Consider the following 24,376-nt stretch of genomic DNA (forward strand, 5'->3'; position numbering starts at 1 on the left):
TCAGTGGCGTCCGGCGCGGGCGATCCGGCCCTTCTCGCCGGAGGCCCAGCACGATCCGTCGTCCGTGCAGTCCACCGTGTCGTACGAACCGGTGTCGATCGTGCGCCAGGTGCGGCCCGCGTCGGTCGTCAGGTCCGTGCCCGTCGGGCCGACGGCGAGCGCGGCCGTCCTGCTGTGCGGGAGCCAGGCGACGCCGGAGCGGTAGGCCGGCGGGGGCGTGTCCGAGGCCTGCCAGGTGCGGCCCCCGTCCGCGGTGACCGCGCCGGCCTGCGGGGACGGCTGGTCCTTGCGGTAGTCGCCGCCGACGGCGATGCCGTGCGTACGGTCGCGGAAGGCGAGGCCGAAGACGCCCCGGGCCGGGTCCCCGGCGGGGATCGGCGTGGCGGTGGCGGTCCAGGTCAGCCCCCGGTCGGCGGAGTGGAGCACGCGGGCCGTGGCGCCACCGCCGGTCGCGAGCCAGACGTCCCGGGGTCCGGACGACACCAGGCACTGGCCACTCGCCGCGAAGCCCGCCTCGCCGGGGAGCGCGTCCGGCATCCCGGCGCTCGGCAGTACCCGCCAGGACCGGCCGCCGTCGGCGGTGGAGAGGATGCGGTACTTGCCGTCGACGGGGTCGCTCATGGCGAGTCCGTGCCACCGGTCGAAGAAGGTGACGCAGTCGTAGAAGGCGCGCGGGTCGGTGTTCCGGAAGGACTCGGTCCAGGTGGCACCGCCGTCCTCGGTGCGCAGCAGGCGCGAGGCCTCGCCCTCCCCGATGGCGAGGACGACGGCCCGGCGGGCGTCGAAGGCCTCGACGTCACGGAACTCGAGCTCCCCCGCTCCGGGCGGCGAGACGTTTCGCCAGCTCCGGCCGCCGTCGGTCGTGCGCAGCACCGTGCCCTTGGAGCCCGCGGCCCAGGCGGTCCTCCGGTCGACCGCCGCGAGCCCGCGGAAGCGGGCGTCGGTGCCGGTCGGTGTCAGCTCCCAGCCGGCCGCGGCCGTGGGGGTCTCCCCGGCCTCCCCGGCCCGACCGGTCTCACGCGCCTCCCCGGCGCGCGCCGGGGCCGCCAGGCTCAGCGCGAGCGCCGCCCCGATCAGCCCCACCGACATCATTCGTCTCGTCTTCCCCATGGACGTCATGGCGCCGGAAGCTAGTACCCCGGGGCGGTCCCCGTCCAGGGTGCGTCCCCGGTGCGTCCCGGGAGCGCCCCGGGTGCGCCCCGCGCCGGTCGTTCCTAGGCTGGGTCCCATGACCGACCGTACGGGCGAGCGTGCGCCGACCGACGAGAAGCCGAAGGTCGACGAGGTGCCGAAGCTCAAGGAGTACGAGGGTGAGGGCATCACCGTCACTTTCGAGCCACGGCGCTGTCTGCACGCGGCCGAGTGCGTCCACGGTCTGCCCGAGGTCTTCGACCTGTCCCGGCGCCCGTGGGTGCTGCCCGACGCCGCCGAGCCCGGCCTGGTCGCCGAGGTGATCCGCCGCTGCCCCTCGGGGGCGCTCCAGTACCACCACCACCCGGCGGAGGCCGCCGCGCCCGAGCCCCCGGACTCCCCCACCACCGTGCGCCGCACCCCCTCCGGCCAGCTCGTCCTGCGCGGGGACCTGCTCGTGACCGGCCCGCACGGGGACCGGCACGAGACCCGGGTGATGCTCTGCGGCTGCGGGGCCTCCGCGAACCAGCCGTACTGCGACCACTCGGGCCCCTGCGCGGAGCCGGACGACGACGTCGCCGAGCAGCGCTGACGTCGCGGATCGCCCCTCGGTGACGCAGGTCACGTGGTCCCCGAGTGCACGTTCCGGCCGCGCCGCTCGTCTTCCCTGGTGTGAGGTGCCCTGGTGTCGGGGAGACGCACAGGATCCGAAACCGCGCGAGAGGAGCCGGTCTTGTCCGCCGTCATCGAGCAGTCCGTCCAGGCCCGCCTGGTCGCATCCGCGCCCCGGATGGAGACGGTCCCCGCCACCCTGCGGTACGACCGCGAGGACCCGTACGCCGTGAGCATGGCCTTCCCGCCCCCGGCGACCCTGGAGGGCATCGAGGTCTCCTGGGCCTTCGCCCGCGACCTGCTCGTGCAGGGCGTCGAGCGCCCGGCGGGCGTCGGCGACGTCCGTCTGCGCCCGTACGGGTACGACCGCACGGTGGTGGAGTTCCACGCCCCGGAGGGGGTCGCGATGGTCCATGTACGGACCTCGGAGCTGCGCCGTTTCCTGGAGCGCTCGGAGCACCTGGTGCCGGCCGGCCGTGAGCACCAGTACCTGAACTGGGACCAGGACCTGGCGGAGCTGCTGCGCGAGCGGCCGTAGTCGGAGCGGCAGGAGAACGAGCAGCCACAGACGGAGCGCCCGGAGAACGAGCGCCCGTAAATCATTTGCCCCTCCCCCATCCAGGTCGTACGGTCGTATCTGACCTAGTCGTCACTTGATCGGAGAAGGACGTTGCTCTTCTGAGGTTGCGAGACACCGTGCCGCGCGTGCCCCTGTGCCGTGCGTGCCGTTCTCGACCTCGGTGTACGAGCCGTTCTTTCCAGCCCGCGCCCCGGTGTTCTCGCGTCGCCCCTTCATGCTCGCGTTCACGCATCCGGGAGGCCTCCATGGCGCATCACCCCACGTTCATCACCTGTTCCTCGCTCTCCTTCTCCTGGCCCGACGGCACCGAGGTCCTCGACGACTTCCGCCTCGCGGTCGGCCCCGGCCGCACCGGGCTCGTCGGGCTCAACGGCTCCGGCAAGTCGACCCTCCTGAAACTCGTCGCGGGCGAGCTGACCCCGGTCTCCGGCACGATCCGGGTCACCGGTGAGCTCGGCTATCTTCCGCAGAACGTCGTCCTGGACACCTCGCGGCGGGTCGACGAGATCCTCGGCATCGCGGAGAAGCGTGCCGCGCTGCACGCCATCGAGGCGGGTGACCCCGCCGAGGAACACTTCACCGCCCTCGCCGACGACTGGGACGTCGAGGAGCGGGCCCGGGCCACCCTCGATCAGCTGGGGCTCCCCGCCGTCGGCCTCGACCGGACCCTCGGCGAGGTCTCGGGCGGCGAGTCCGTGCTGCTGCGCCTCGCGGCGCTGCTGCTCGCCAAGCCGGACGTCCTGCTGCTCGACGAGCCGACGAACAATCTGGACCGGCACGCCCGTGCCCGGCTGTACGAGGCGGTGGAGAGCTGGTCCGGGGTCCTGGTCGTGGTCAGCCACGACCGTGAACTCCTGGAGCGCGTCGACCAGATCGCCGATCTGCGGGACGGCGAGGTCACCTGGTACGGCGGCCCGTGGTCCGCGTACGAGACGGCACTCGCCGCGGAGCAGGAGGCCGCGGAGCGGATGGTGCGGGTCGCCGAGGCCGACGTACAGCGCCAGAAGCGCGAACTCAGCGACGCACAGGTCAAGTTGGCGCGGCGGAAACGGTTCGCGCAGAAGAGTTACGAGAACAAGGTCGTCCCGAAGATCGTGGCGAACGGCCGCAGGAGCGACGCCCAGGTCGCGGCCGGGAAGCACCGCGCCCTGCACACGGAGCGGCTCTCCGAGGCCAGGGAGCGGCTCGACGCGGCGGTGGAGGCGGTACGGGACGACGACGAGATCCGCGTCGAACTGCCCCGCACCTCGGTTCCACCGGGCCGCGAGGTGTTGTTCCTGCGCGATCTGGAGCTGCGGTACGGGGCCAGGGTCGGCGGCGAGTTCGATCTGCGCGGACCGGAGCGGATCGCGCTCGTCGGCCGCAACGGCGCCGGCAAGACGACGCTGCTCCGGACGATCGCCGGTGAGGTGGAGCCGCTGTCGGGCGAGGCGGACACGCGGGTTCCGCTCCGCTTCCTGCCGCAGCGGCTCGACGTCCTCGACGACGGGCTGAGCGTGGTGGAGAACGTGGCCCGCTTCGCGCCCACGGCGACGGGGAACGCGATCAGGGCGCGGCTGGCGAGGTTTCTGTTCCGGGGGGCGCGGGCGGATCAGCCCGTGGGCACCCTCTCGGGCGGGGAACGGTTCCGGGCGACGCTCGCGGCGCTGCTCCTGGCGGAGCCGGCTCCGCAGCTGCTGATGCTGGACGAGCCGACGAACAACCTGGACATGGGGTCGGTCCGGAAGCTGACGGCGGCCCTCGACGCCTACGAAGGGGCTCTGATCGTGGCGAGCCACGACGTGACGTTCCTGGAGTCGCTCGGCATCACGCGCTGGCTGCTGCTCGACGGTGAGCTGCGGCCGACGACGGCGGAAGAGGTCAGGGAGGTGGCCTCGACGCGCTAGGACGGGACGGAACGGGCCACGTCCGATCCGGTCGAGCCGGGGCGGATGGGATCGAGTCGGGTCAGATCGGATCGGATCGAGTCGGGCGAAGAACTGCCATGGGGCGCTAACGGTGGAGTAAGGCCCAGGACTTGGTGCCGCCGCCCGGTGTCAGTACGGGGGCGAGGCCCCAATCGCCTCCGTGCGCGTCGACCGCCGCGGCCAGCAGCCACATGCTGCGGCTTCGGCGGTCGCGGCATTCCTCGGCCGCGGTGGGCGAGGCGTGGGCCGGATGCTGGTCGTAGAGCACGATCCGCAGCGCCTCGTACTGCCAGCGGACGCGCAGGATCATCTCGCGGTCTGGAGTGAAGCGGTAGGCCGCGGCCACGAGTTCGGAGGTGGCGAGTGCGGCGGTCTCACAGAGGTCGGAGAGCCCGTGCCGGGTGAGGAGCGTGCGGACCGAATCGCGGGCGAGTCCGGCGCAGTAGGCACCTCCGGGGAGGAGCATCGAGTAGCTGAGGTTCTCCGTGGCGGGGGGTATGGGCCCGGCCGCGACGGCGGACGGGAGGCAACGCAGTGCGCCCTTCATCGGGTTGCTCACATTTCTTGCGCATTGGGGGTGTACGCACACACGGTCACAGTCGCCCCGTGTGAGACTTGCGCTACCGACCGTAGCGCACGAGCGGAGCACAGTGCTACTACTTGCGGGTAGTCGTGCCATTCCGGCCGAAATGGCGATCCGCGAGGGTCGCCGCCGTCACGCAACGAAAGGGGAGATCGAGCGTGCCACCCAGGAGCAGCCCGACCGCACGCCAGCAGCGCCTCGGGAGCGAACTGCGCAAACTGCGCGAACAGTCGGGCATGTCGGCCCAGCAGGCCGCCGCCCTCCTGGGCGTCGACCGCACCCGTATCCCCAACATCGAGTCGGGCCGCTTCGGCATCAGCGCCGAGCGCGTCCGCACCCTCGCCTTCAACTACGGCTGCCCCGACACGGCGCTCGTGGACCTGCTCGCGAACATCGCGCAGGAGCGGGACCGGGGCTGGTGGGAGGAGCACCGCGGACTGCTGCCGCCCGCGCTCATCGACATCGCCGAACTGGAGTTCCACGCCTCGGAGTTGCAGAGCGCGGTCACCACCCACATCCCCGGCCTCCTACAGACCGAGGAGCACGCGCGGGCCGTCTTCGACACCGCCGTCCCGCTCCTGCCGGGACCCGACCTGGAGGCCCGACTCGCCCTGCGGCTGCGCCGCCAGGAGGTCCTGGACCGGGACCGGCCGGCGCTCTACGAAGCCGTGATCCACGAGGCGGCGCTGCGCATGCAGTTCGGCGGACCGAAGGTCGCGCGGGACCAGCTGGAGCACATCCTGGAGTACTCCGAGCGGGACACCGTGACCGTCCGCGTCATCCCCTTCGCCGCGGGGGGTTTCCCCGGGGCGGGCCAGTCGTTCACCTATGTGTCCGCGCCCGTGCCGCAACTCGACACCGTGCAGCTCGACTCCTCGCACGGATCGATCCTCCTCGACGCCGACATGAAGCTCCGCCGCTACCGGGGGCTCCTGGAGCGGCTGCGCGGGCTCACCCTCTCCACGACCGAATCACGCGCGTTCATACGCACCATCGCCCAGGATCTGTGAAGGACCGCCCCACCATGAACGTCACGACCGACGCCCCCCTCGCCGCCGCCACCGCCGTCGCCGCCGACATCGACATCGCGATCGACTGGAACGAGGCCTTCTGCAGCGAGGGCGCGAACTGCTTCCGGTTCGGCCTCGACGACGCCGGCCGGGCCTACATCGGCTCGACCCTCACCCCCGGCGAGTACGTCAGCGACTCGGTGGAGGCGCTCCGCGCCCTGATCTCCGCGGTGAAGGCCGGCGCGGCGGACCACCTGCTCTGAACCGTCCGCGGTGAACCGAAACGCGCTGAACCGTGTGCGCCGAACCGTCTGCGCCGAACCGTCTGCTCTGCGTAGCCGACCGGTCGACCGGCGGCGCGCGAGAGGGACGTGACCTGCATCTCCAGCACCCCGCCGGAGCAGCGCACATAACGGAACGTAACCGGACATCGTCCAGACGGGCTTGGCCGACGCCTTACGGAGCCTTAACCTACGGTCTCGTAACCTACGAATCCGTAGGTAATCCCGTATGTCCTTTCTCTCCGTCCCCAGGAGTCCCCGTGACGCTCACCTCTCCCCACCTCGGCAGCTCGGCGGAGTGGACCGACGCGCGCCTGCTCTACGCGCTGGAAGAGGTCGTGGAGAAGGAGCTCAACCGGCACCTGAAGGTCACCAAGGACTGGATGCCGCACGAGTACGTGCCGTGGTCCGACGGCCGGAACTTCCCCGGCTTCTTCGAGGACGGCGAGGCCTGGGACCCCGAGCAGTCCAAGGTCACCGACATCGGCAAGATCGCCCTCGTCGTCAACCTGCTCACCGAGGACAACCTCCCGAGCTACCACCACGAGATCGCCAGCCTCTTCGGCCGCGACGGCGCCTGGGGCACGTGGGTGCACCGCTGGACCGCCGAGGAGGGCCGCCACGGAATCGTGATGCGCGACTACCTTCTCGCCTCGCGCGCGGTCGACCCGGACAAGCTGGAGCAGTTCCGGATGTCGCACATGAGCGAGGGCTTCGAGTCCGACAACCGGCACTCGATGCTGCACTCCGTGGCGTACGTCGCCTTCCAGGAGCTCGCGACCCGCATCTCGCACCGGAACACCGGCCACCAGTCCGGCGACCCGGTCTGCGACCGGATGCTGGCCCGCATCGCCACCGACGAGAACCTGCACATGGTGTTCTACCGGAACCTGCTGGGCGCGGCCTTCGAGCTCGCCCCCGACCTGACCATGATGGCCGTGCGGGACGTGGTCGTGAACTTCCGGATGCCCGGACACGGCATGCCGGGCTTCGAGCGGGCGGCGGCGCAGATGGCGATCGGCGAGATCTACAACATGCGCATCCACCACGACGACGTCCTCCAGCCGGTCCTGCGCTTCCTCAAGGTCCTCGAGATCGAGGGACTCGGGCCGGAGGGCCTTCAGGCCCAGGACGAGCTGGGTCTGTACATGAACGGCCTGGACAGCGAGGCCTCCAAGTTCGACGCGAAGCTCGCGGCCCGCAAGGCCCGCATGGCGGCCCGAGCGGCCGGCTGAGGCAGCCCCGGCCAGGCCACTCCTGGCTGAGTCACCCCTCGCACCCCGGAGAGAAGCGCGTGCGGTTCAGCGGCTGCCCTGCTGCCGCTTGAGCCGCACGCGCTCCTTCTCCGAGAGCCCGCCCCACACCCCGAACCGCTCGTCGTGGGCCAGTGCGTACTCCAGGCACGCCACGCGCCCCTCGCACGCCCCGCACAGCTGCTTGGCCTCGCGCGTCGACGAGCCGGGGGCCGGGAAGAAGAACTCCGGGCCCGCCTGGGCGCACAGGGCGTTCTCACGCCAGGAGAAGTCGGGAGCGGTCAGCGCGTCGGTCAGCGCGTCGGTCATCGTCTGCATGACCTACACGTTGCCTGCCTGCCGTAAACAGGCCATCAACGTTCGATCAATGGCGGATACCCAGCGCCGGGAGGACCGTCTCGGCCACCCGGTACGCCTCCTCCAGGAGCGGGTTCCCGGACAGGATGAACGTGTCGACGCCCAGCTCACGGTACTCCTGGAGGCGCTCCACGACCTGGGCCGTGGAGCCGACGACCGCCGTTCCCGGGCCGGGCCGGAAGAGTCCCATGCCCGGCCAGAGGTTCGGGTGCGTCTCCAGTTCGCGCGCCCGCGCGGGGACCCGCCCGCCGTGCTGCCGGAACTGACGCTGCCAGCCGACGCCGTCCTCGCCCGCCCGCTCGCCGAGCTGCCGGGCGTACGTCGCCTCGCTGGTGACGTCGAGCAGCCGGTCGGCCGCCGCCCAGGCCTCGTCCTCGGTGTCACGGACGATGAGGTGGAGCCGGAGACCGATCCGGAGGGTCCGGCCGTGGGCCGCGGCCCGGGCCCGTACGTGGTCGAGCTTCTCCTTCAGCAGGTGCGGGGGCTCGCCCCAGGTGAGATAAACGTCGACGTGCTCGGCGGCCATCTCGATGCCGGGCGCCGAGGATCCGCCGAACCACAGCGGGACGTGCGGCTCCTGGACGGGCCGCAGGTCCCGGAAGGAGGCGCCCGCGTCCTTGAGGTCGTAGAAGCGGCCCTTGTGGTCGAAGACCTCCCCCGCCGTGAGCCGCTTGACGATCGACCAGTACTCGGCGCTCAGTTCGTAGCGCTCGTCGTGCTCGACGTGGAGTCCGTACTCGCGCAGCGACGAGGTGGAACCGTTGACCACGTTGAAGCGGAGCCGGCCGCCGAAGAGGTTGTCGAAGCTGAGCGCCATCTTGGCGAGCAGGGTCGGGGCGATCAGGCCCGGGTGGACGGCCAGCAGCGGCTTGAAACGGGTGCTCGTGGAGGCGGCGAGCGCGGAGCCGAGGGGCCAGACGTCGTAGAGATCGGTGGCGAGCAGCGCCCCGGTGTAGCCGAGGCGCTCCACGGTCCCGGCGAGCTGCGTGAGGTAGCCGAGGTCGACGGGGCGGCGGCCGGCCGGTTCCCAAGGGTAGGCGCCTTCGCGCGGGATGATGTACCAGAGGACTTCGGGTGCCGCGTCGGGTGTCTGGGTGGTCACGGCGATCAGGCCTTCCGGGGCAGGGCGTCGGCGACGGTGATCGCACGGTCGATGAATCCGGTGCGGTGGAAGATGTCCGCCGCCTGCTGCTGCTCGGCGACGAACTCCTCCGTGACCGCCTCGATCGTCCAGGGGAGGGCGCGCAGCGCCGTCTCCCAGTCGTCGACCGTGCCGCCCTGGTCGGCGGCGGCGATCTCGGCGGCCTCGCGGGGATGCGCGGCGGCCCAGTCGTCGGCCCTGCGGAGCGCGCGGGTGAGCGCCTCGACGAGCTCGGGCCGCTGCTCGGCCAGGTCACGGCGGGCGAAGAAGACGGACCGGTCGGTGATGACCTCGCCGGTGCGGACCAGGGTGCGCAGCCCTCCGGTGCGGCGCGCGGCGGCGAGCTCGGCGCCCTGCGCGACCCAGGCGGTGATCTCCCCGGAGCGGAGCTTCTCCTCGCTGGCGGAGTCGCCGCGTACGGGCGTGATGTCGGTGGCGTACGAGAGCCCGGCGTCGTCCAGGGCCTTGGCGACGAGGTGCGTCTGCCAGGAGCCGACCGCGAGGTGGACGGTGCCGCCCTTGAGGTCGGCGACGGTACGGACCGGGCTGTCCTCGGGGACGAGGAGGGCGCCGTGGTCGGGCCGGGGGGCGGAGACGGCGGTGTAGACGATGTCGTGGCCGGCGGCCTGCGCGGTGACGGGCGGGGTGGATCCGGTGCCGCCGAAGTCGATGGTGCCGTCGGCCAGGAAGGCCCCGGTGCGGACGCCGTCGGTGTACGGGTGCCAGGTCACCGTCTCGCCGAGGGCGGCGAGCTCCTCCTCCGCGTAGCCGAGGCGGGAGAGGTGGTAGAGGGAGGGGTTGCTGCGGTGGACACCGATGGTGACGGTCATGCGGGGGCTCCTTCTGGGCGGACTGCGCGTTCTTCGCGGACTGGGCGGACTGGGCGGACGGGAGGGTGGGGGTGTTCGGCTACGGGCTACGGGCTACGGGGAGGTGTGGACGCCGAGGTCCGCGAGGAGGCGGCGACGCAGGGCGACGAAGGCCGGGTCGCCCGGGTCACGGGGCTGGGCGACGGTCACGGGCTCGTCGGTGACGAGCCTGCCGTCGCGCAGGACGGCGACCCGGTCGGCGAGGCGCACGGCCTCGTCGACGTCGTGGGTGACGAGCAGCACGGCGGGGCGGTGGATCCGGCGCAGCTCACCGACCAGGTCCTGCATGCGGAGCCGGGTCAGCGCGTCGAGCGCGGCGAACGGCTCGTCGAGGAGGAGGAGTTCGGGCTCGCGTACCAACGCCCTGGCCAGCGCGACACGTTGGGCCTCGCCACCGGACAGGGTGGCCGGCCAGGCGTCGGCATGACGGTCGAGGCCGACCTCGGCGAGGGCCCGCAGGCCGGTCGCCCGGGTCGCCGCGCCGCGCGGCAGGCCGACGGTCACATTGGCGAGGACCTTCTTGGAGGGGATGAGCCGGGGCTCCTGGAAGACGATCGTGCGGGCCGCGGGGACGAGCGCCTCTCCCCCGTCTGCGCCGTCGAGGCCGCCGAGGATGCGGAGCAGGGTCGTCTTGCCGCTGCCGCTCGCTCCGAGCAGGGCGAGGAACTCGCCGCGCGCGAGGGTGAGATCGAGGCCGTCGAGGACGGGGCGGGTGTCGAAGACCCGTCGCAGGCCTGTCACGTGTACCGCCGTGCCCGTGATCGTGGGCGTGGGCGTGGGCGTGTTGGTGGTGGTGGTCGTGGTCATCGGGTTCCTCCCCCGGGGCCCGCCGTGCGCCAGGGCATGAGGATCCGCTCCAGTCCGCGGACGAGGACGTCGGCGGTGAGGCCGAGGAGTCCGTACACGAGGATGCAGACGGCGAGGATGTCGGTGCGGGCGTAGCTCTGGGCCTGGGACATCAGGTAGCCGATGCCTTCGGTGGCGTTGATCTCCTCGGCGGCGATGAGCGCGATCACGCTCAGCGTCATGGAGAGCCGCAGTCCGGCGAGGAGCGAGGGCAGCGCGCCGGGCAGCACGACCTGGCGGACGATCGCGAGGCGGCCGAGGCCGAAGCTGCGCATGGCCTCGACGAGCTTGCGGTCGGTGTTGCGGACGCCGCCGGAGGTGGAGACGTACATGGGGAAGGTGGTGGCGACGGCGATGAGCAGGATCTTCGCGGTCTCGTTGATGCCGAACCACACCATGAAGAGCGGGACGAGGGAGAGGAAGGGGATGGTCCGCAGGGTCTGGAGGGAGGAGTCGAGGAGTTCGTCGCCGAGCCGGGTGAAGCCGGTGGTGATGCCGAGGGTGAGCCCGGCGGCGAGGCCGATGACGAGTCCGATGCCGGAGCGGGTGAGGGAGGTGGCGAGCGCGTCCGGGAGCTGACCGTTGCCCCACAACTCCCCTACGGCGTCGAGGACTTGCGGCGGTGACGCGAGGACGTCGGGGGTGAGGAGGCCGGTGGCGGAGGAGATCCACCACAGGGCGAGGAGGGCGACGGGGCCGAGGGCGCGGACGGTGACGGAGCGGGCCCGGGAGCGGGGGCGCCGGACGGGCGGGCGGGGCGGGACGAGTCCGGCGGTCGAAGCGGGTGCAGTGGGTGCCGTGGGCTCTGTGGGCGCCGTGGGCTCTGCGGTCGTCACGCTCGTCATGACAGCTTCTCGATGTCGAGGAGGTGGGCGGCGATGTCGACCTTGTTCGGAGTGACCTTCTGGTCGGCGTAGAACTGTGCGACGGTCTCGAACCGCTTGATGTCCTCGGCGCCGATCGGGTCGACGGTGCCTCCCTCGCGGGTGAAGCCGATCTGGACCTCCTTCGCCTTGCCGTTGACGGCCGTGGGGCCTGCGTCGGTGAAGACGTTGAGGTAGGCGGACGGGTCCTGCTTCTCCTTGGCGCTGTTCTCGTGGAGGTAGCGGTAGAGCGCCTTCACGACGTCGGGGTGCTGCGTGGCGAACTCCGAACGGACCGCGTTGAGGCTGTAGTTGTCGGAGCCGATCGCGGTGCCGTCGGCGACGAAGTGCGCCTTGCCGGAGCCGATCTCGGCGACGGCGTAGGTGGACCAGACGGCCCAGGCGTCGACCTGGCCGGCGTTGAAGACGGCGGCGGTCTGGTCGGGGCGCAGATACACCCGCTCGACCTTGTCGGCGGGGACTCCTGCCCGGGCCAGGGCCTTGAGCAGCAGGTACTCGCCGGTGCCGCCCTTGTTGACGGCGACCTTGCGGCCGACGAGGTCCTTGACGGAGGTGATGTCCGAGCCCTCGCGGACGAGGATGCCCTCGCCGACGGGGTCGGGGTCGGTGGCCGTGAAGAAGGCGAAGCCGGGGCTCTGGGAGAGGGAGGTGATGCCGGAGGTGATGGAGCCGGTCGCGATGTCGAGCTGGTCGGCGTTCATGGCCTGGGCGGCGGGGGCGAACGGGCCGGCGCTGCCGGTCCAGGCCACCTTGGCGCCGACGGCGGCGAGCGCCTTGTCGAGGGTGCCGTCCTTCTTGCCGCGGGCGAGGACGCCGGCGTTGCCGGGATCGGGGATGCGGACGGTGACGGTGCCGTTCGCTCCCTTCGACGACTCCGCTCCTGTCGTGCCGCCGCAGGCGGTGACCGTGGAGAGGGCGGCGAGGGCGGCCAGGGCGGCGAGCGGGGTGAGTGGGCGCATGGCGGTCGTCCTTCTCGGAGGCGGGTCGGGGCGGGGGTGGGGGTGGTACGGGCGAGGCGGCGGCGCCTCGGTGTTACGGGACGGGGTGCGGGGACCGCTGCCCGGTGGCCGCGGCGAGGAGACGGGCGCGGCGCAGCGGCTCCGGGTCGGCCCAGGCCCGTACGTCCACGGCCTCGGGCAGGAAGCCGTGCGCGCGCAGCGCCTCCTCCTGGCGGGCGAGCAGGTCGAGCCGGGTGGCCGACAGGTCCGGGTGGAGGGTGCGGTGGGTGCCGGGCCGGTAGGCGCCTGCGACGCCCTCGGCGCCCGCGCCGGTCTCGGCACCGAGGATGCGGGCGACCTCGGCGGGCTCGTCGGCGGCCCAGTCGGCGGCGCGGAGCAGGACGGCGAGGAAGCGGGCGACCAGCTCGGGATGCTCGTCGAGCAGGTCCTGGTGCACGGTGAGGGGGCGCGGGGTGCCGTTGTTGACGCGGTGCGCGGGGTCGGGGAGCTCGTCGAGTTCCACGGCGACCTCGGCTCCGGCGCGGCGGGCCGCCTCGACGGCGAGGGCGCCCTTCACGTAGACGGCGTCGACGTCGCCGCGGCGCAGTGCGGCCAGCTCGGCGGCCCACTGCCCGGAGTGCCCGTCGGCCGGTACGTCGACGAGGACGGCGTCGGCGAGTCCGTACCCCGCGGAGGCGAGGACGCCCTCGAAGCCGCGCAGGGCCATGGCCCGCCAGAAGTCGATCGGCACGGAGTGACGGGGCACGGCGAGCCGGAGGCCGCGCAGGGCGGCGGCTCCGCGGACCGGGGAACCGGGGGCGACGAGCACGACCTGACGCTCCTCGATCCACGTGAGGCCGACGAGCCGGGTGCGCTCGCCGCGTGAACGGGCCCACAGCGCGGGCACGTTGCCGCCCTCGCGGAAGAGTCCGGGAAGGGCGTGGGTGAAGTGGGTGGCGCGGTCGGCGCCGGGTTCGGCGTCCTGGAGCGAGCGGACGGCGATCCCGTCCGGGGCGAACTCCCCGGCCAGCCAGCCGCGGTCGGCGGCGACGCCGGTGGCGGTGGGGACCGGGCAGCGGGTGAACCAGAGCGTGTCTGGGACGCGGGCAGGGGGCGCGGAGGTCATGGAGGGATTCCCGGGTGTGGTGGGTCGGAGGGGCCCGACCGGCGAAGGCGGCCGTCGCGACGGCGCGGGTGCGGGCCGCTCGGTGACGTGACGGGTGAGAGGGGCGGGGCGACCCGCGGGCCGGGAGCACCGGCGCGGCGGGCCGCGACACGTACGACAGGCGCGACGACGAGGGGGTCAGCGCGGCGAGTGCGCGTCCAGCCCGTACCGCGCACCGATTCGCACCGGAGGACGGTGTGCGAGACGGCGGCGTGCGGGACGGCGGCGCAGGGGAAGACGCCGTGCGGAACGACGGCTCGTGGGACGACGGCTCGTGGGACGACGCAGTCCGGAACGGCTCAGCGACAGGTGGCGGCGGCGACGCGCGCCAGGTCGATGTGGCGGCGCCGGGTCAGGGACGGCGCCACGGGAGAGGCGACGGGCGTGGACTGGGCGGTACGTCGTCCGTTCATCGCTGGCCTGCTCCCTCCGGCTCGGTGCCGCTGTGTGGTGTTGGCCGGAACCCTGCCATGGAAGCTCCGCCTCTCACAACTCGACTCCCACGATGTGGGATTGCGTATGAACAGAGTGTTTCCGACCCCGTTCTCCACCCGATTCGGCTCCCGCCATGTGGGAGCGTGGGAGCCCGATCACCCACGGGGAGCGAACCCTATGACGACCGAGGCCGGCATCGCCCGACCCCCGGCGGGCGCCCAGGCGGTCCGCCGCGCACTGGACGTGCTGCACTGTTTCCACGACAACGGGCCCGATCTGAGCGCCTCCGACCTCGCACGCCGGCTCGCGCTCTCCACCTCCACGGCGCACCGGCTGGCGCGGACCCTGCTCGGAGCGGGCTTCCTGGAGCAGGACGCCCGGACCGCCCGCTACCGGCTCGGCCCGGCGATGACGGAGCTGGGCCGGCTCTCGTACCACCAGCGGGGGCTGCACCTGGCCACGCCCGAGCTCGCCGATCTGGCCGAACGGACGGGCGCGACGGCCGACTTGGCGCTGCGGAGCGGACCGCACGTGGTGATCGTGGCGGGCGGTTCGGTGACGCCGAAGGTCGGTCTGCGCCGGCCGCTGCACTCCACGGCGCTCGGGAAGGTCCTGCTCGCCTGGCCCCGCGCAGGCGAGGGCGGCCCCCGCTCCCTGCCGCCGCTGCCCGCGTTCACCGAGCGGACGATCGTCGAACCTCCCGCGCTGACAGCCGAGTTGACGCGCGTACGGGAGGCGGGGTACGCCGTGAACGACGGCGAGTCGGCGCACGGGGTGCGGACCGTGGCCGTACCGGTCCTGGAACGGGCGGGGCACGCGCGGTTCGCCCTCGCGGTCCGCGCGACACCGGAGCTGATCACCGACGCACGGCTCGACTGGTACGTGACACAGGCACGGTCGTGCGCCAGGGCCCTGGAGGTCCTGCTGCTCACCCCGACGGAACGACGGGACCCCGCAGAACGCACCTGACGTCTCCCGCCTCGCCCCGGAGCCTCGCCCCAGAGCCTGGCCCCGGAGTCCCGCCCCGGGGCCCCGCCCCGAGGGTGCGGCACGCGGACGCACGGAGATGTCCGCACGGTCGTGCGTTCAGTACGATGGGGGCATGAGCGGCAGCACGGGAAGCACCACCACGGGGACCGGCGCGCGCGCCCGCTCCGGCGCCAAGGCGGACGGACGCGTCGAGCGCGGCAACCAGACGCGACGGCTCGTGCTCGGCCGGACGATGGACATCGCGTCCGTCGAGGGGCTCGAAGGCCTGTCCCTGGGCCGTATCGCGACCGAGCTGGAGCTGAGCAAGAGCGGCGTCTTCGCGCTCTTCGGTTCGAAGGAGGAGCTCCAGCTCGCCACCATCAGGGCCGCCGTCGCCGTCTTCGCCGAGCAGGTCGTCACCCCCCTCAAGGACGTGCCGCCGGGGGCGCCGCGCGTGCGCGCGCTGTGCCGGAACTGGCTGACGTACTCCTCGGACCGGGTCTTCTCGGGCGGCTGCTTCTTCTACGCGGTCTCGGCCGAGTTCGACGCCCGTACGGGTCCGGTCCACGACGCCGTGGCCCGCGCCCGCCTCGACTGGACCGCCTACATGGAGCGGACCCTGTCGGAGGCGCGGGCGGTGGGGGACTTCACCGAGGACATGGACGTGGAGCAGCTGGCCTTCGAGGTGATCGCCCTCATGGAAGCGGCCAACGCCCAGTCCGTACTGCTCGGCGACACGCGCGCGTACGGCCGCGCCGAGCGGGGCGTCACGGCCCGGCTGCACTCCTCGGCCACGGACCGGGGCCGCACGGCGCTCGCCGCGTCCGCCTGAGCCGTAACCCCTCCCGAAACCGCTGGCGTTCGCCGCTTTCCGACCCGCTCCACGCGACATGCCGCCGCCTGAGGATCGTTGTACGTTGGCATGGAGGCCGATCGTCGTCCGAAGTGAAGGCCGCAGGCCGGACCGGCATGGACGGCTGTGGATGGTCGTAGGTTCCATCACCTGGACCGCCGGCCCTCGATCACCGGCCCCCGATCACCGGCCCTCGGCCACCGGCCCCCCGATTTCCGGCTCCTCGATCGCCGGCCCTTCGGGCATCCGAATTCCCGCCTGAACCACCTTCACAGGCACGCGACAGGGGTGACGTCGTTCGGACAACAGGGTCGTCGGCCTCATGTCCTACGGCTTCGAACGGGCCGGGACGGACTTCCTCGCCACCCGTATCCCCGAGGACGATCCCCCCACCGGCGTGAGCCGGCAGGGCATGAAACTGCGGTCACCTCTCGAGGTCGGCCCGCACGGCGGGCCGGCGCCGACCCGGCGGTGATCACGACACCGGCGAGCTGACGGCCCCGGCCGTCACGAACTCCACGGCCTCGGCCACCACTCCCGGATCCTTCAGGATGCGGCGGTGGCCGAGGCCCCGGGTGACGACGAGCCGGGCCCGGTCGCCGTGGGCGCGGGCCAGGCGGCGGGCCTGGACGACCGGGACCATGTCGTCGCCCTCGTCGTGGAACAGCAGGACGGGGAGGTCGAGTTCGGCGGGTGACCCGTCGGCGTCGAACCGGTCCCAGATCCCGGGCTCGCCCGGCGCGACCCGGCGCTCGACGTACGCACGCATACGCCGGACCACCAGCTCGTCGACGCCGAGGCCGGCCCGGAAGCCCGCCATCAGCATGGTGAAGGACGAGACGCCGCCCAGCCCCACCAGGCGGCCGGCGCGGACGCCGTCCCGGAGGGCCAGGTGGGCGGCGAGGACGCCGAAGGAATGGGCGACGACGGCGTCGAAGTCCCCGTGCTCAGCGTGCAACTCCCGGATGATCGCCCGGTATTCGATGATGTTGCTCGCCCTGCCCGAGGACTCGCCGTGGCCCGGCGCGTCGAAGGCGACGGGGCTGTAGCCGCGCTCGACGAGGGCCTCGGCGAAGGCGGTGAGCCGCGAGGCGCGCGAGGACCAGCCGTGCACGAGCAGGACCGGCCGGCGCCCGTCGCCCCAGGCGTACGTGACGACGTCCTTGCCCCGGACGCGGAGGTGCCCCGTGCGGGCGGCGGCGAAGAGCGCCTGCTCCTCGGGCCGCTGCCGCGCCCGGCCGAGCGGGCGGACGAAGAGGTGGAAGGCCAGGCGCCCGGCGGACTCCGGGGTGACGCGGGCTGCGGTGTTCAGGACGGTGCGTACGAGCGGGGCCATCGGGTACATGCCGGATCTCCTCGGTCGGCCTGGATACACGAAAAATGTTAGCACGACCGTTCGTGTTGTTTTAAGGTCGGAACGACGGGGCGGGCCGGCCCCCACCCGGAACGGGCGGGCCCGCCCCGTCGCACCGCAGCGCACCCCGTCACCGCCCCCGCCCACACGTTCACGCCTCTTCGGGCGACTCCGGCTCCTTCTTCGCGCGGCTCGGCTGGACCCGCTTCGGCTCGCCCGGCATCTTCGGGTACTCCGGCGGATACGGCAGGTCGCCGAGCCCGTGCTCCGCCTCGTCCCGCCGGGCCAGTTCGAGCAGGGACTCCAGACTGAAGCGTTCGTCGTCCATGTCGGCGTGGATGTCGCCGAGTTCGGCGTACCGGACCTGCATCGTCCTGATGTCGAAGTCGCGCGGCACCGCGTCGTCGATCTCGTCCCACCGCAGCGGCGCCGAGACGGGCGCGTGCGGACGCGGGCGTACGGAGTAGGCGGAGGCGATGGTCCGGTCCCGGGCCGTCTGGTTGTAGTCGACGAAGATCTTCTCCCCGCGCTCCTCCTTCCACCACTTGATGGTCACCCGTTCCGGCATCCGTCGCTCCAGCTCCCGGCCGCAGGCGATGGCCGCCCTTCTGACCTGCGTGAAGGTCCAGTCGGGTGTGATCGGCACGAAGACGTGGAGCCCCCGGCCGCCCGAGGTCTTCGGCCAGCCGCGCAGCCCGTGCTCGTCGAGGACGGAGCGCAGCTCGTGGGCGGCTCGGACGGCGTCGGCGTACTCCGTGCCGGGCTGCGGGTCGAGGTCGATGCGGAGCTCGTCGGGGTGGTCGGTGTCCTCCCGCCGTACCGGCCAGGGGTGGAAGGTGACGGCGCCGAGGTTGGCGGCCCAGAGCACGGCGGCCGGCTCGGTGGGGCACATCTCGTCGGCCGACCGGCCGCTGGGGAAGGTGATGTGGGCGGTCGGGATCCAGTCGGGCAGGTACTTGGGGGCGCGCTTCTGGAAGAAGGACTCGCCGGTCACCCCGTCGGGGTAGCGCTCCAGGGTGGTGGGCCGGTTCCGCAGGGCGCGGGTGATGCCGTCACCGACGGTCAGGTAGTAGGTGACCATGTCGAGCTTGGTGTAGCCGGGCTCGGGGAAGTACACCTTGTCCGGGTTCGAGACCCGCACGGTCCGGTCGCCGACTTCCAGTTCCACCGCTGCTGCCTTGCCTGCCATGCGGGTCAGCCTAGGGTTCGCCGACAAGTCCCGCATACCGGACAATCGTCCCCATGGATCTGCCGGTGATGCCGCCCGTGAAACCGATGCTCGCCAAGTCCGTGAAGCGGATTCCGCCCGGCATGCAGTACGAGGCCAAGTGGGACGGCTTCCGGGCGATCGTCCACCGCGACGGGCCGGAGCTCGTCATCGGCAGCCGTACCGGCAAGCCGCTCACCCGCTACTTCCCCGAGCTGGTCGAGGCGCTCGCGGCCCGGCTGCCGGAGCGCTGCGTGGTCGACGGCGAGATCGTGATCGAGCACGACGGCCACCTCGACTTCGACCGGCTGAGCGAGCGGATCCATCCGGCCGACTCCCGGGTCCGCATGCTGGCGGAGACCACTCCGGCGCGGTTCGTCGCCTTCGACCTGCTGGCCCTCGGGGACGACTCGCTGCTCGACGTGGGGCTGAGCGAGCGACGGGCGGCCCTGGAGCGGATCCTCGACGGGGTCGACGCCCCGGTCCATCTGGCGCCCGCGACCCGGGACGCGGAGGTCGCCGCGCGCTGGTTCGAGCAGTACGAGGGCGCGGGGCTCGACGGCGTGATCGCCAAGCCGCTCGATCTGCGGTACCGGCCGGACGCCCGCCTCATGTACAAGATCAAGCACGAGCGGACGGCCGACGTGGTCGTGGCCGGATACCGCTTCCACAAGAGCGGACCGGTCGTCGGCTCGCTGCTGCTCGGTCTGTACGACGACGGGGGCGTCCTCCAGCACGTCGGCGTGTGCGCGGCCTTCACCGCCGCCCGGCGCGCCGAACTCGTCGAGGAGCTGGAGCCGCTGCGCATGGATCCGCCGGACGGGCACCCGTGGGCGGCGTGGGGGGACGAGTCCGCGCACGCGGGGGCGCGGCTGCCGGGTGCGCCGAGCCGCTGGTCGGGGAAGAAGGACCTCTCGTGGGTGGCGCTGCGGCCGGAGCGGGTGTGCGAGGTCGGGTACGACCACATGGAGGGCGACCGCTTCCGCCACACGGCCCAGTTCAAGCGCTGGCGCCCGGACCGGACGCCGGAGTCGTGCGGCTACGGGCAGTTGGACGAGCCCCTCTCGTACGACTTGGCCGAGATCCTCTCGTAGACCGGGCACGGAATCGCCGTGGAGGGAAGGCGCCGGAACCGCGAGTGAGATGCTTCACATCCGACGGATGATCAGTCCTCCCCAACCCGCCCTCATCGGCAACCTGTTCGACGAACAATCGAGCGACGACCGGAGCCGGTGCGCGGTGCGGATGCCGCCGATCAAGCCCGTACCTGCGGGAACGCGGACGCCCGCGGGCGGAGTGCGCGCGCGGCCCGCTCCCCCGCCGGCCGCGCTCCGCGGCTGAGCGCCGCCGTGTCGTCGCCGCACCGCGACACGCCCGGTCCGGAACCGGCACCGCGATCCGGTACGTATGAAGAGAGAGACCTCCGCGCTCTTCCCGCACCCTTCCCGGACCCGCAAGGATTGCCCCGTGATCGCCTCGCCGTCGCCCCTCGTCCCCGTCCCGATCCCCGACAGCGTGGCCGCCCTGATCGGCGCCTGTCTCCCGCTGCACGTCCTCCAGGCCGAGGTCGACGCGGACTGCGCGGCGCGTGAGGTGTACCGGTTCCGGGGGCCGCTCTGCGCGGAGGACCGGGCGGACCGCGAGCACGCCCTGGCGGCGCTGGCGCGGGCCAACAAGATCCTCGCCAAGCACCATCCCCAGCTGCCCGTCATGCCCTGACAGGCCGGGCCCCTGACGGCCCGGGCCGTCGGAAGCCTCCGGCTCCTGACGGTGGGGTACACCTGTTCGGCCGTCCCCCGCATGCATGAGGCCGGAGGCGGTGTGACGCTGCGAAGGTGACCACGACCAGCGACGCAGTGCCCGCGCCCCCGGCCGCCACCGAGCCACCCGTGCTCGACAAACGCCGCCGCAACATCGTGTTCGGCACGATCATGCTGGGCGTCCTCCTCGCCGCCCTCGACCAGACGATCGTCGGCACGGCCCTGCCCACGATCGTCTCGGATCTCGGCGGCGCCGCCCACATGTCGTGGGTGGTCACCGCCTACCTGCTCGCCGAGACGGTCGCGACCGTCCTCGTCGGCAAGTTCGGCGACCTCTTCGGCCGCAAGGTGATCTTCCAGATCTCGGCGATCATCTTCATCACCGGCTCGTTCCTCTGCGGACTCGCCACGAACATGACGCTGCTGATCGTCTGGCGCGGCCTCCAGGGCATCGGCGCCGGCGGCCTCATGGTCACCTCGATGGCGCTCATCGCCGATGTGATCCCGCTGCGCGAACGCGGCAAGTACCAGGGCGCGATCGGGGCCGTGTTCGGTGTCTCCACCGTCATCGGCCCGCTCCTCGGCGGTCTGTTCACCGACCATCTGAGCTGGCGCTGGGCGTTCTACGTCAACGTGCCCATCGCGATCCTGGTCGTGATCGCCGCCGCCCGCACGATCCCCTCCGTACGCTCCGCGAGCCGCCCGGTCATCGACTACGCCGGCATCGCGTTCGTCGCCGCGGGCTCCAGCGCCCTCATCCTGGCGACCAGTTGGGGCGGCAACGAGTACGCGTGGACCTCCGGCGTCATCATCGGGCTCTTCGTCGGCGGCTTCGCCTCCCTCGCCCTGTTCTGCTGGGTGGAGACCCGGGCGGCCGAACCCATGCTGCCCATGAGGCTGTTCTCCAACCCGGTCTTCACCGTCTGCTCCGTGCTGAGCTTCGTCGTCGGCTTCGCCATGCTCGGCGCGATGACCTTCCTGCCGACCTATCTCCAGTACGTCGACGGGGACTCGGCCACCGTCTCCGGCATCCGCACCCTGCCCATGGTCGTCGGACTGCTCATCGCCTCGATCTTCAGCGGCAACGTCGTCAGCAAGACGGGCCACTACCGGATCTTCCCGATCGTCGGCTGTGCGGTGATGGGCGTCGGCCTCTATCTGCTCTCGCTCATGGGCCCGGAGACCAGCACCTGGCTGGAGTCGCTCTACATGTTCGTGCTCGGCGTCGGCATCGGCCTGTGCATGCAGGTCCTGACCATCGCCGTGCAGAACACCGTCGAGTACGCCGACCTCGGCACCGCGACCTCGGGCGTCACCTTCTTCCGTACGCTCGGCAGCTCCTTCGGCACGGCCGTCTTCGGCACGATCTACGTCAACTCCCTCAAGCCCAACCTGACGGCGGGGGTCGGCGAGGCGGCGGCGATCGCGGGGAGCCTCGGCATCGACCCGGCCGGCCTGGCGAAGGCCGCGCAGAGCCCGGCCGGGGTGCACGGCCTGCCGGACGAGGTCGCCGAACCGATCGTCCGCGCCTACGCGGACACCCTCCACACCGTCTTCCTCTGGACGGTGCCGGTCGCCGCGATCGGGTTCGTCGTGGCCCTCTTCCTCAAGCAGGTGACGCTGCGCGACTCGGCGCGGGCCTCCGCCCCCGACATGGGCGAGGGCTTCGCCTCCCCCACCACGTCCGGCGACTCGGCGAAACTCCTCGAACTGTCCGTCGGCCGGATCCTGCGCCGTATCGACCTCGACACCGCCCGGCGGATCGTCGGCACGTCCGACACGCGGCTCGACACGGCGGGGGCCTGGGCGGTGATGCAGGTCGAGCTCTTCACCCGGACCGTCGGACACGCCAGCCTCGGCCTGATCGCGGCCGGACGGCGGGTGCCACCGGAAGTGCTCGTGCCGGTCTTCGACCGCATGGTCGACGAGGGTTTCCTCACCCGGGACGGCAATCTCTTCTCGCACACCCCGGCGGGCGAGCGCGAGGCGGGGGTGATCACCCGGGCCTGGGGCGACTGGCTCTCCGACCGGATCGAGCAGGAGCGCGGCCGGCCCAGCGGTCCCGAGCTGCGGGTGGCGACGGACGCCATCGCCAAGAGGGTCGTCGCCGAGGACCTGGCGAGCGGACTTCCGGCGGGGCGGTCGGGGGACGACCGGACGGTATCCGTGACGCGGTGACGCCGCCGTACGTGAGGCGGGGGCGTCGCCGTACATGAGGCGGAGGCGTCGCCGTACGTGAGGCGGAGGCGTCGCCGTGACGCGGTGAGGTGGCCGTACGTGAGGCGGGGGCGTCCCCGTCACGCGGAGGCGTCGCCGTCCCTAGTCGGTGTCGGTGACGTCGCCGTCCACGTACACCCAGGCGCCCTCGTGGCGGGCGAAGCGGCTCCGCTCGCGCATCGCGCCGGGCTCGCCGCCGTGGACGTAGGTCGCCGCGAAGGTGACGGTGCCGTGCTGGTGGAAGGCGGTGCCGTCCGTGGCCCCCTGGATCTCCAGGCCCGTCCAGCGCAGGGCCGGGTCGAAGTCGACCTCACCGGGGCGGGTCTCCGGCGCCCACGTCCGCAGCAGGTACGCCTCGTCGCGGACGACGAAGGCGCTGTAGCGGGAGCGCATGAGCAGCTCCGCCGTCGGCGCCGTGCCCGCCGTACCGCTGTGGAAGCGGCCGCAGCACGCGCCGTACACGGCGCCGAGGCCGCAGGGGCAGGGGGAGTCCGCGGTGACGGCCGGGGCAGCGGGGGCCGGGGACGTACGGGGGCGGGTCTTGCGTCGGGACATGCCGCCATTCTCCCCCAGGGGCACGCCGACGCCACGCCCGGCATGTGGACGCCGCCGTGGACGCCCGCCGGTCGACCCGCTGCCCGGCGCGTGCGCCCGAGTAGCGTACGGGCATGAAACTGACGATTCTCGGAGGCGGCGGATTCCGGGTGCCGCTGGTGTACGGCGCTCTCCTCGGCGACCACGCCGAGGGGCGGGTCACCCACGTCACGCTGTACGACCTCGACGAGGGCCGCCTCTCGGCCATCGCCAAGGTCCTCGTGGAGCAGGGCGAAGGGGTGCCGGACGCGCCCGTCGTGACGGCGACGACGGACCTCGACGAGGCGCTGCGCGGGGCCGACTTCGTGTTCTCCGCGATCCGGGTCGGCGGCCTGGCGGGCAGGGCGGCCGACGAGCGGATCGCGCTCGCCGAGGGGGTCCTCGGCCAGGAGACCGTCGGGGCGGGCGGGATCGCGTACGGGCTGCGGACCGTGCCCGTCGCGGAGCACATCGCCCGCAGGGTCGCCGCAGTCGCCCCCGACGCCTGGGTCATCAACTTCACCAACCCCGCCGGGCTCGTGACGGAGGCCATGTCCCGGATCCTCGGTGACCGGGTCGTCGGCATCTGCGACTCCCCCGTGGGCCTGGGCCGCCGCGTCGCCCGCGTCCTCGGCGCGCATCCGGACGAGGCGTGGATCGACTACGTGGGCCTCAACCACCTGGGCTGGCTGCGCGGTCTGCGGATCGGCGGCCGCGACGAACTCCCCCGGCTCCTCGCCGACGAGGAGGCGCTCGGCTCCTTCGAGGAGGGCCGGCTCTTCGGCCCTGAGTGGCTGCGCTCTCTGGGCGCCGTCCCCAACGAGTACCTGCACTACTACTACTTCAACCGGGAGGCGGTGCACGCCTACCGGACCGCCGAGCGCACCCGCGGCGCCTACCTGCGCGACCAACAGGCCGGTTTCTACGAGGAGATGGGCAAACCCGACACGCCCGCCCTGGACACCTGGCACCGGACGCTCGCCGACCGCGAGGCCACCTACATGGCCGCCAACCGCGAGGCCGCCGGCATCGGCGAGCGCGCCGAGGAGGACCTGGAGTCGGGCGGGTACGAGAAGGTGGCGCTCGCCCTCATGCGGGCGGTCGCCCGGAACGAGCGGGCCACGCTGATCCTCAACGTCCGCAACGGCTCCACGCTGGCCGTGCTCGACGCGGACGCCGTGATCGAGGTCCCCTGCTTCGTGGACGCGAACGGCGCCCATCCGGTGTCGGTGGCGCCGCTGCCGTACCACGCCGTCGGTCTCGTGACCGCCGTGAAGGCGGTGGAGCGGGAGGTGCTCGCCGCGGTGGAGAGCGGCTCACGGGCGACGGCGGTCAAGGCGTTCGCCCTGCATCCGCTGGTCGACTCGGTGGCGGTGGCCCGGCGGCTCGTGGAGAACTACACGGCGGAGCACGCCGGCCTGGCCTATCTGCGGCACTGAGCAGTACTCAAC

Annotated in this window: 26 protein-coding genes; 13 read left to right on the top strand and 13 right to left on the bottom strand. The window is 72.4% G+C overall.

Annotation, left to right across the window (positions count from 1 at the left end; genetic code table 11):
• The gene (locus ACZ6K0_RS40100; protein ID WP_469236008.1) at positions 1-1,119 is read right to left on the bottom strand and encodes a WD40/YVTN/BNR-like repeat-containing protein; all 1,119 of its coding nucleotides are present in this window, start codon (positions 1,117-1,119) and stop codon (positions 1-3) included.
• 109 nt (positions 1,120-1,228) lie between these two features.
• Between ACZ6K0_RS40100 and ACZ6K0_RS40105 the strand changes: the two genes are divergently transcribed.
• The 3 genes from ACZ6K0_RS40105 to ACZ6K0_RS40115 all read left to right on the top strand — a co-directional run bounded on the left by ACZ6K0_RS40105 (position 1,229) and on the right by ACZ6K0_RS40115 (position 4,209).
• Positions 1,229-1,723, top strand: a complete 495-nt coding sequence (locus tag ACZ6K0_RS40105) for a (4Fe-4S)-binding protein (protein ID WP_376408132.1) — start codon at positions 1,229-1,231, stop codon at positions 1,721-1,723.
• 141 nt (positions 1,724-1,864) lie between these two features.
• A complete protein-coding gene (ssgD, locus tag ACZ6K0_RS40110; RefSeq protein ID WP_376408129.1) occupies positions 1,865-2,281 on the top strand; it encodes a spore wall synthesis regulator SsgD in 417 nt (138 codons plus the stop codon).
• 287 nt (positions 2,282-2,568) lie between these two features.
• Positions 2,569-4,209 carry an ABC-F family ATP-binding cassette domain-containing protein gene (locus ACZ6K0_RS40115; protein WP_469236006.1) on the top strand — a complete coding sequence of 547 codons (1,641 nt, stop codon included), beginning with the start codon at positions 2,569-2,571 and terminating at the stop codon, positions 4,207-4,209.
• A 106-nt stretch (positions 4,210-4,315) separates the two neighbouring features.
• On the opposite strand, the gene ACZ6K0_RS40120 is transcribed toward ACZ6K0_RS40115, so the two are convergent.
• Positions 4,316-4,789, bottom strand: a complete 474-nt coding sequence (locus ACZ6K0_RS40120) for an ATP-binding protein (RefSeq protein WP_376408124.1) — start codon at positions 4,787-4,789, stop codon at positions 4,316-4,318.
• A 182-nt stretch (positions 4,790-4,971) separates the two neighbouring features.
• Between ACZ6K0_RS40120 and ACZ6K0_RS40125 the strand changes: the two genes are divergently transcribed.
• From ACZ6K0_RS40125 to ACZ6K0_RS40135, 3 genes are all read left to right on the top strand, one after another.
• Positions 4,972-5,823: a helix-turn-helix domain-containing protein gene (locus ACZ6K0_RS40125; protein ID WP_469236004.1), complete on the top strand. Its 852-nt coding sequence runs from the start codon at positions 4,972-4,974 to the stop codon at positions 5,821-5,823.
• A gap of 14 nt (positions 5,824-5,837) precedes the next feature.
• The gene (locus ACZ6K0_RS40130; RefSeq protein WP_469236002.1) at positions 5,838-6,086 is read left to right on the top strand and encodes a hypothetical protein; all 249 of its coding nucleotides are present in this window, start codon (positions 5,838-5,840) and stop codon (positions 6,084-6,086) included.
• A 278-nt stretch (positions 6,087-6,364) separates the two neighbouring features.
• Entirely contained in the window at positions 6,365-7,339 is a 975-nt protein-coding gene (locus tag ACZ6K0_RS40135) for an acyl-ACP desaturase (RefSeq protein WP_376408116.1), read from the top strand.
• A 66-nt stretch (positions 7,340-7,405) separates the two neighbouring features.
• Here the strand turns inward: ACZ6K0_RS40135 and ACZ6K0_RS40140 are convergent, their stop codons facing one another.
• The 8 genes from ACZ6K0_RS40140 to ACZ6K0_RS40175 form a co-directional block, all read right to left on the bottom strand.
• A complete protein-coding gene (locus tag ACZ6K0_RS40140) occupies positions 7,406-7,675 on the bottom strand; it encodes a WhiB family transcriptional regulator (protein WP_376408113.1) in 270 nt (89 codons plus the stop codon).
• Positions 7,676-7,721: 46 nt separating this feature from the next.
• Positions 7,722-8,816: an LLM class flavin-dependent oxidoreductase gene (locus ACZ6K0_RS40145; RefSeq protein ID WP_376408111.1), complete on the bottom strand. Its 1,095-nt coding sequence runs from the start codon at positions 8,814-8,816 to the stop codon at positions 7,722-7,724.
• Between the two features lie 5 nt (positions 8,817-8,821).
• Entirely contained in the window at positions 8,822-9,685 is an 864-nt protein-coding gene (locus tag ACZ6K0_RS40150) for an ABC transporter substrate-binding protein (protein WP_376408108.1), read from the bottom strand.
• A 93-nt stretch (positions 9,686-9,778) separates the two neighbouring features.
• Positions 9,779-10,531, bottom strand: coding sequence for an ABC transporter ATP-binding protein (locus ACZ6K0_RS40155; RefSeq protein ID WP_376408105.1), 753 nt, complete (start codon positions 10,529-10,531; stop codon positions 9,779-9,781).
• On the bottom strand, positions 10,528-11,415 hold the full coding sequence (locus ACZ6K0_RS40160) for an ABC transporter permease (protein WP_376408102.1): 888 nt from the start codon (positions 11,413-11,415) through the stop codon (positions 10,528-10,530). The genes ACZ6K0_RS40155 and ACZ6K0_RS40160 overlap by 4 nt, the downstream gene beginning before the upstream one ends.
• The gene (locus ACZ6K0_RS40165; RefSeq protein WP_376408100.1) at positions 11,412-12,413 is read right to left on the bottom strand and encodes an ABC transporter substrate-binding protein; all 1,002 of its coding nucleotides are present in this window, start codon (positions 12,411-12,413) and stop codon (positions 11,412-11,414) included. The genes ACZ6K0_RS40160 and ACZ6K0_RS40165 overlap by 4 nt, the downstream gene beginning before the upstream one ends.
• A gap of 73 nt (positions 12,414-12,486) precedes the next feature.
• Positions 12,487-13,518, bottom strand: coding sequence for an ABC transporter substrate-binding protein (locus ACZ6K0_RS40170; protein WP_376408097.1), 1,032 nt, complete (start codon positions 13,516-13,518; stop codon positions 12,487-12,489).
• Between the two features lie 338 nt (positions 13,519-13,856).
• Entirely contained in the window at positions 13,857-13,970 is a 114-nt protein-coding gene (locus ACZ6K0_RS40175; protein ID WP_376408094.1) for a putative leader peptide, read from the bottom strand.
• Between the two features lie 199 nt (positions 13,971-14,169).
• On the opposite strand from ACZ6K0_RS40175, the gene ACZ6K0_RS40180 reads away from it, so the two are divergent.
• The 3 genes from ACZ6K0_RS40180 (at position 14,170) to ACZ6K0_RS40190 (ending at position 16,289) form a co-directional block, all read left to right on the top strand.
• Entirely contained in the window at positions 14,170-14,961 is a 792-nt protein-coding gene (locus ACZ6K0_RS40180) for an IclR family transcriptional regulator (protein ID WP_376408091.1), read from the top strand.
• Between the two features lie 133 nt (positions 14,962-15,094).
• The gene (locus tag ACZ6K0_RS40185) at positions 15,095-15,793 is read left to right on the top strand and encodes a TetR/AcrR family transcriptional regulator (protein WP_376408088.1); all 699 of its coding nucleotides are present in this window, start codon (positions 15,095-15,097) and stop codon (positions 15,791-15,793) included.
• A gap of 343 nt (positions 15,794-16,136) precedes the next feature.
• Positions 16,137-16,289, top strand: a complete 153-nt coding sequence (locus ACZ6K0_RS40190) for a hypothetical protein (protein WP_469235997.1) — start codon at positions 16,137-16,139, stop codon at positions 16,287-16,289.
• Here the strand turns inward: ACZ6K0_RS40190 and ACZ6K0_RS40195 are convergent, their stop codons facing one another.
• Both ACZ6K0_RS40195 and ligD read right to left on the bottom strand, forming a co-directional pair.
• Positions 16,290-17,159, bottom strand: a complete 870-nt coding sequence (locus tag ACZ6K0_RS40195; protein WP_469235995.1) for an alpha/beta hydrolase — start codon at positions 17,157-17,159, stop codon at positions 16,290-16,292. It lies immediately after the preceding gene.
• Between the two features lie 160 nt (positions 17,160-17,319).
• On the bottom strand, positions 17,320-18,357 hold the full coding sequence (gene ligD, locus ACZ6K0_RS40200) for a non-homologous end-joining DNA ligase (RefSeq protein WP_469235993.1): 1,038 nt from the start codon (positions 18,355-18,357) through the stop codon (positions 17,320-17,322).
• A gap of 53 nt (positions 18,358-18,410) precedes the next feature.
• Here ligD and ACZ6K0_RS40205 point away from each other — a divergent pair, with 53 nt between their 5' ends.
• From ACZ6K0_RS40205 to ACZ6K0_RS40215, 3 genes are all read left to right on the top strand, one after another.
• Complete coding sequence (locus ACZ6K0_RS40205; RefSeq protein WP_469235991.1) at positions 18,411-19,469, top strand: ATP-dependent DNA ligase; 1,059 nt, start codon at positions 18,411-18,413, stop codon at positions 19,467-19,469.
• Positions 19,470-19,842: 373 nt separating this feature from the next.
• Positions 19,843-20,094 carry a hypothetical protein gene (locus ACZ6K0_RS40210; protein ID WP_376408071.1) on the top strand — a complete coding sequence of 84 codons (252 nt, stop codon included), beginning with the start codon at positions 19,843-19,845 and terminating at the stop codon, positions 20,092-20,094.
• Positions 20,095-20,210: 116 nt separating this feature from the next.
• Complete coding sequence (locus ACZ6K0_RS40215; RefSeq protein WP_469235988.1) at positions 20,211-22,313, top strand: MDR family MFS transporter; 2,103 nt, start codon at positions 20,211-20,213, stop codon at positions 22,311-22,313.
• A 141-nt stretch (positions 22,314-22,454) separates the two neighbouring features.
• Here ACZ6K0_RS40215 and ACZ6K0_RS40220 read toward each other — a convergent pair whose 3' ends face one another.
• Positions 22,455-22,907: a YchJ family protein gene (locus tag ACZ6K0_RS40220; RefSeq protein WP_376408065.1), complete on the bottom strand. Its 453-nt coding sequence runs from the start codon at positions 22,905-22,907 to the stop codon at positions 22,455-22,457.
• A gap of 113 nt (positions 22,908-23,020) precedes the next feature.
• On the opposite strand from ACZ6K0_RS40220, the gene ACZ6K0_RS40225 reads away from it, so the two are divergent.
• Positions 23,021-24,364 (top strand): 6-phospho-beta-glucosidase, encoded by a 1,344-nt coding sequence (locus ACZ6K0_RS40225; RefSeq protein WP_469235986.1) that lies wholly within the window; start codon positions 23,021-23,023, stop codon positions 24,362-24,364.
• Positions 24,365-24,376: the final 12 nt, after the last annotated feature.

The organism is Streptomyces sp. NPDC042346 (genome assembly GCF_055581845.1).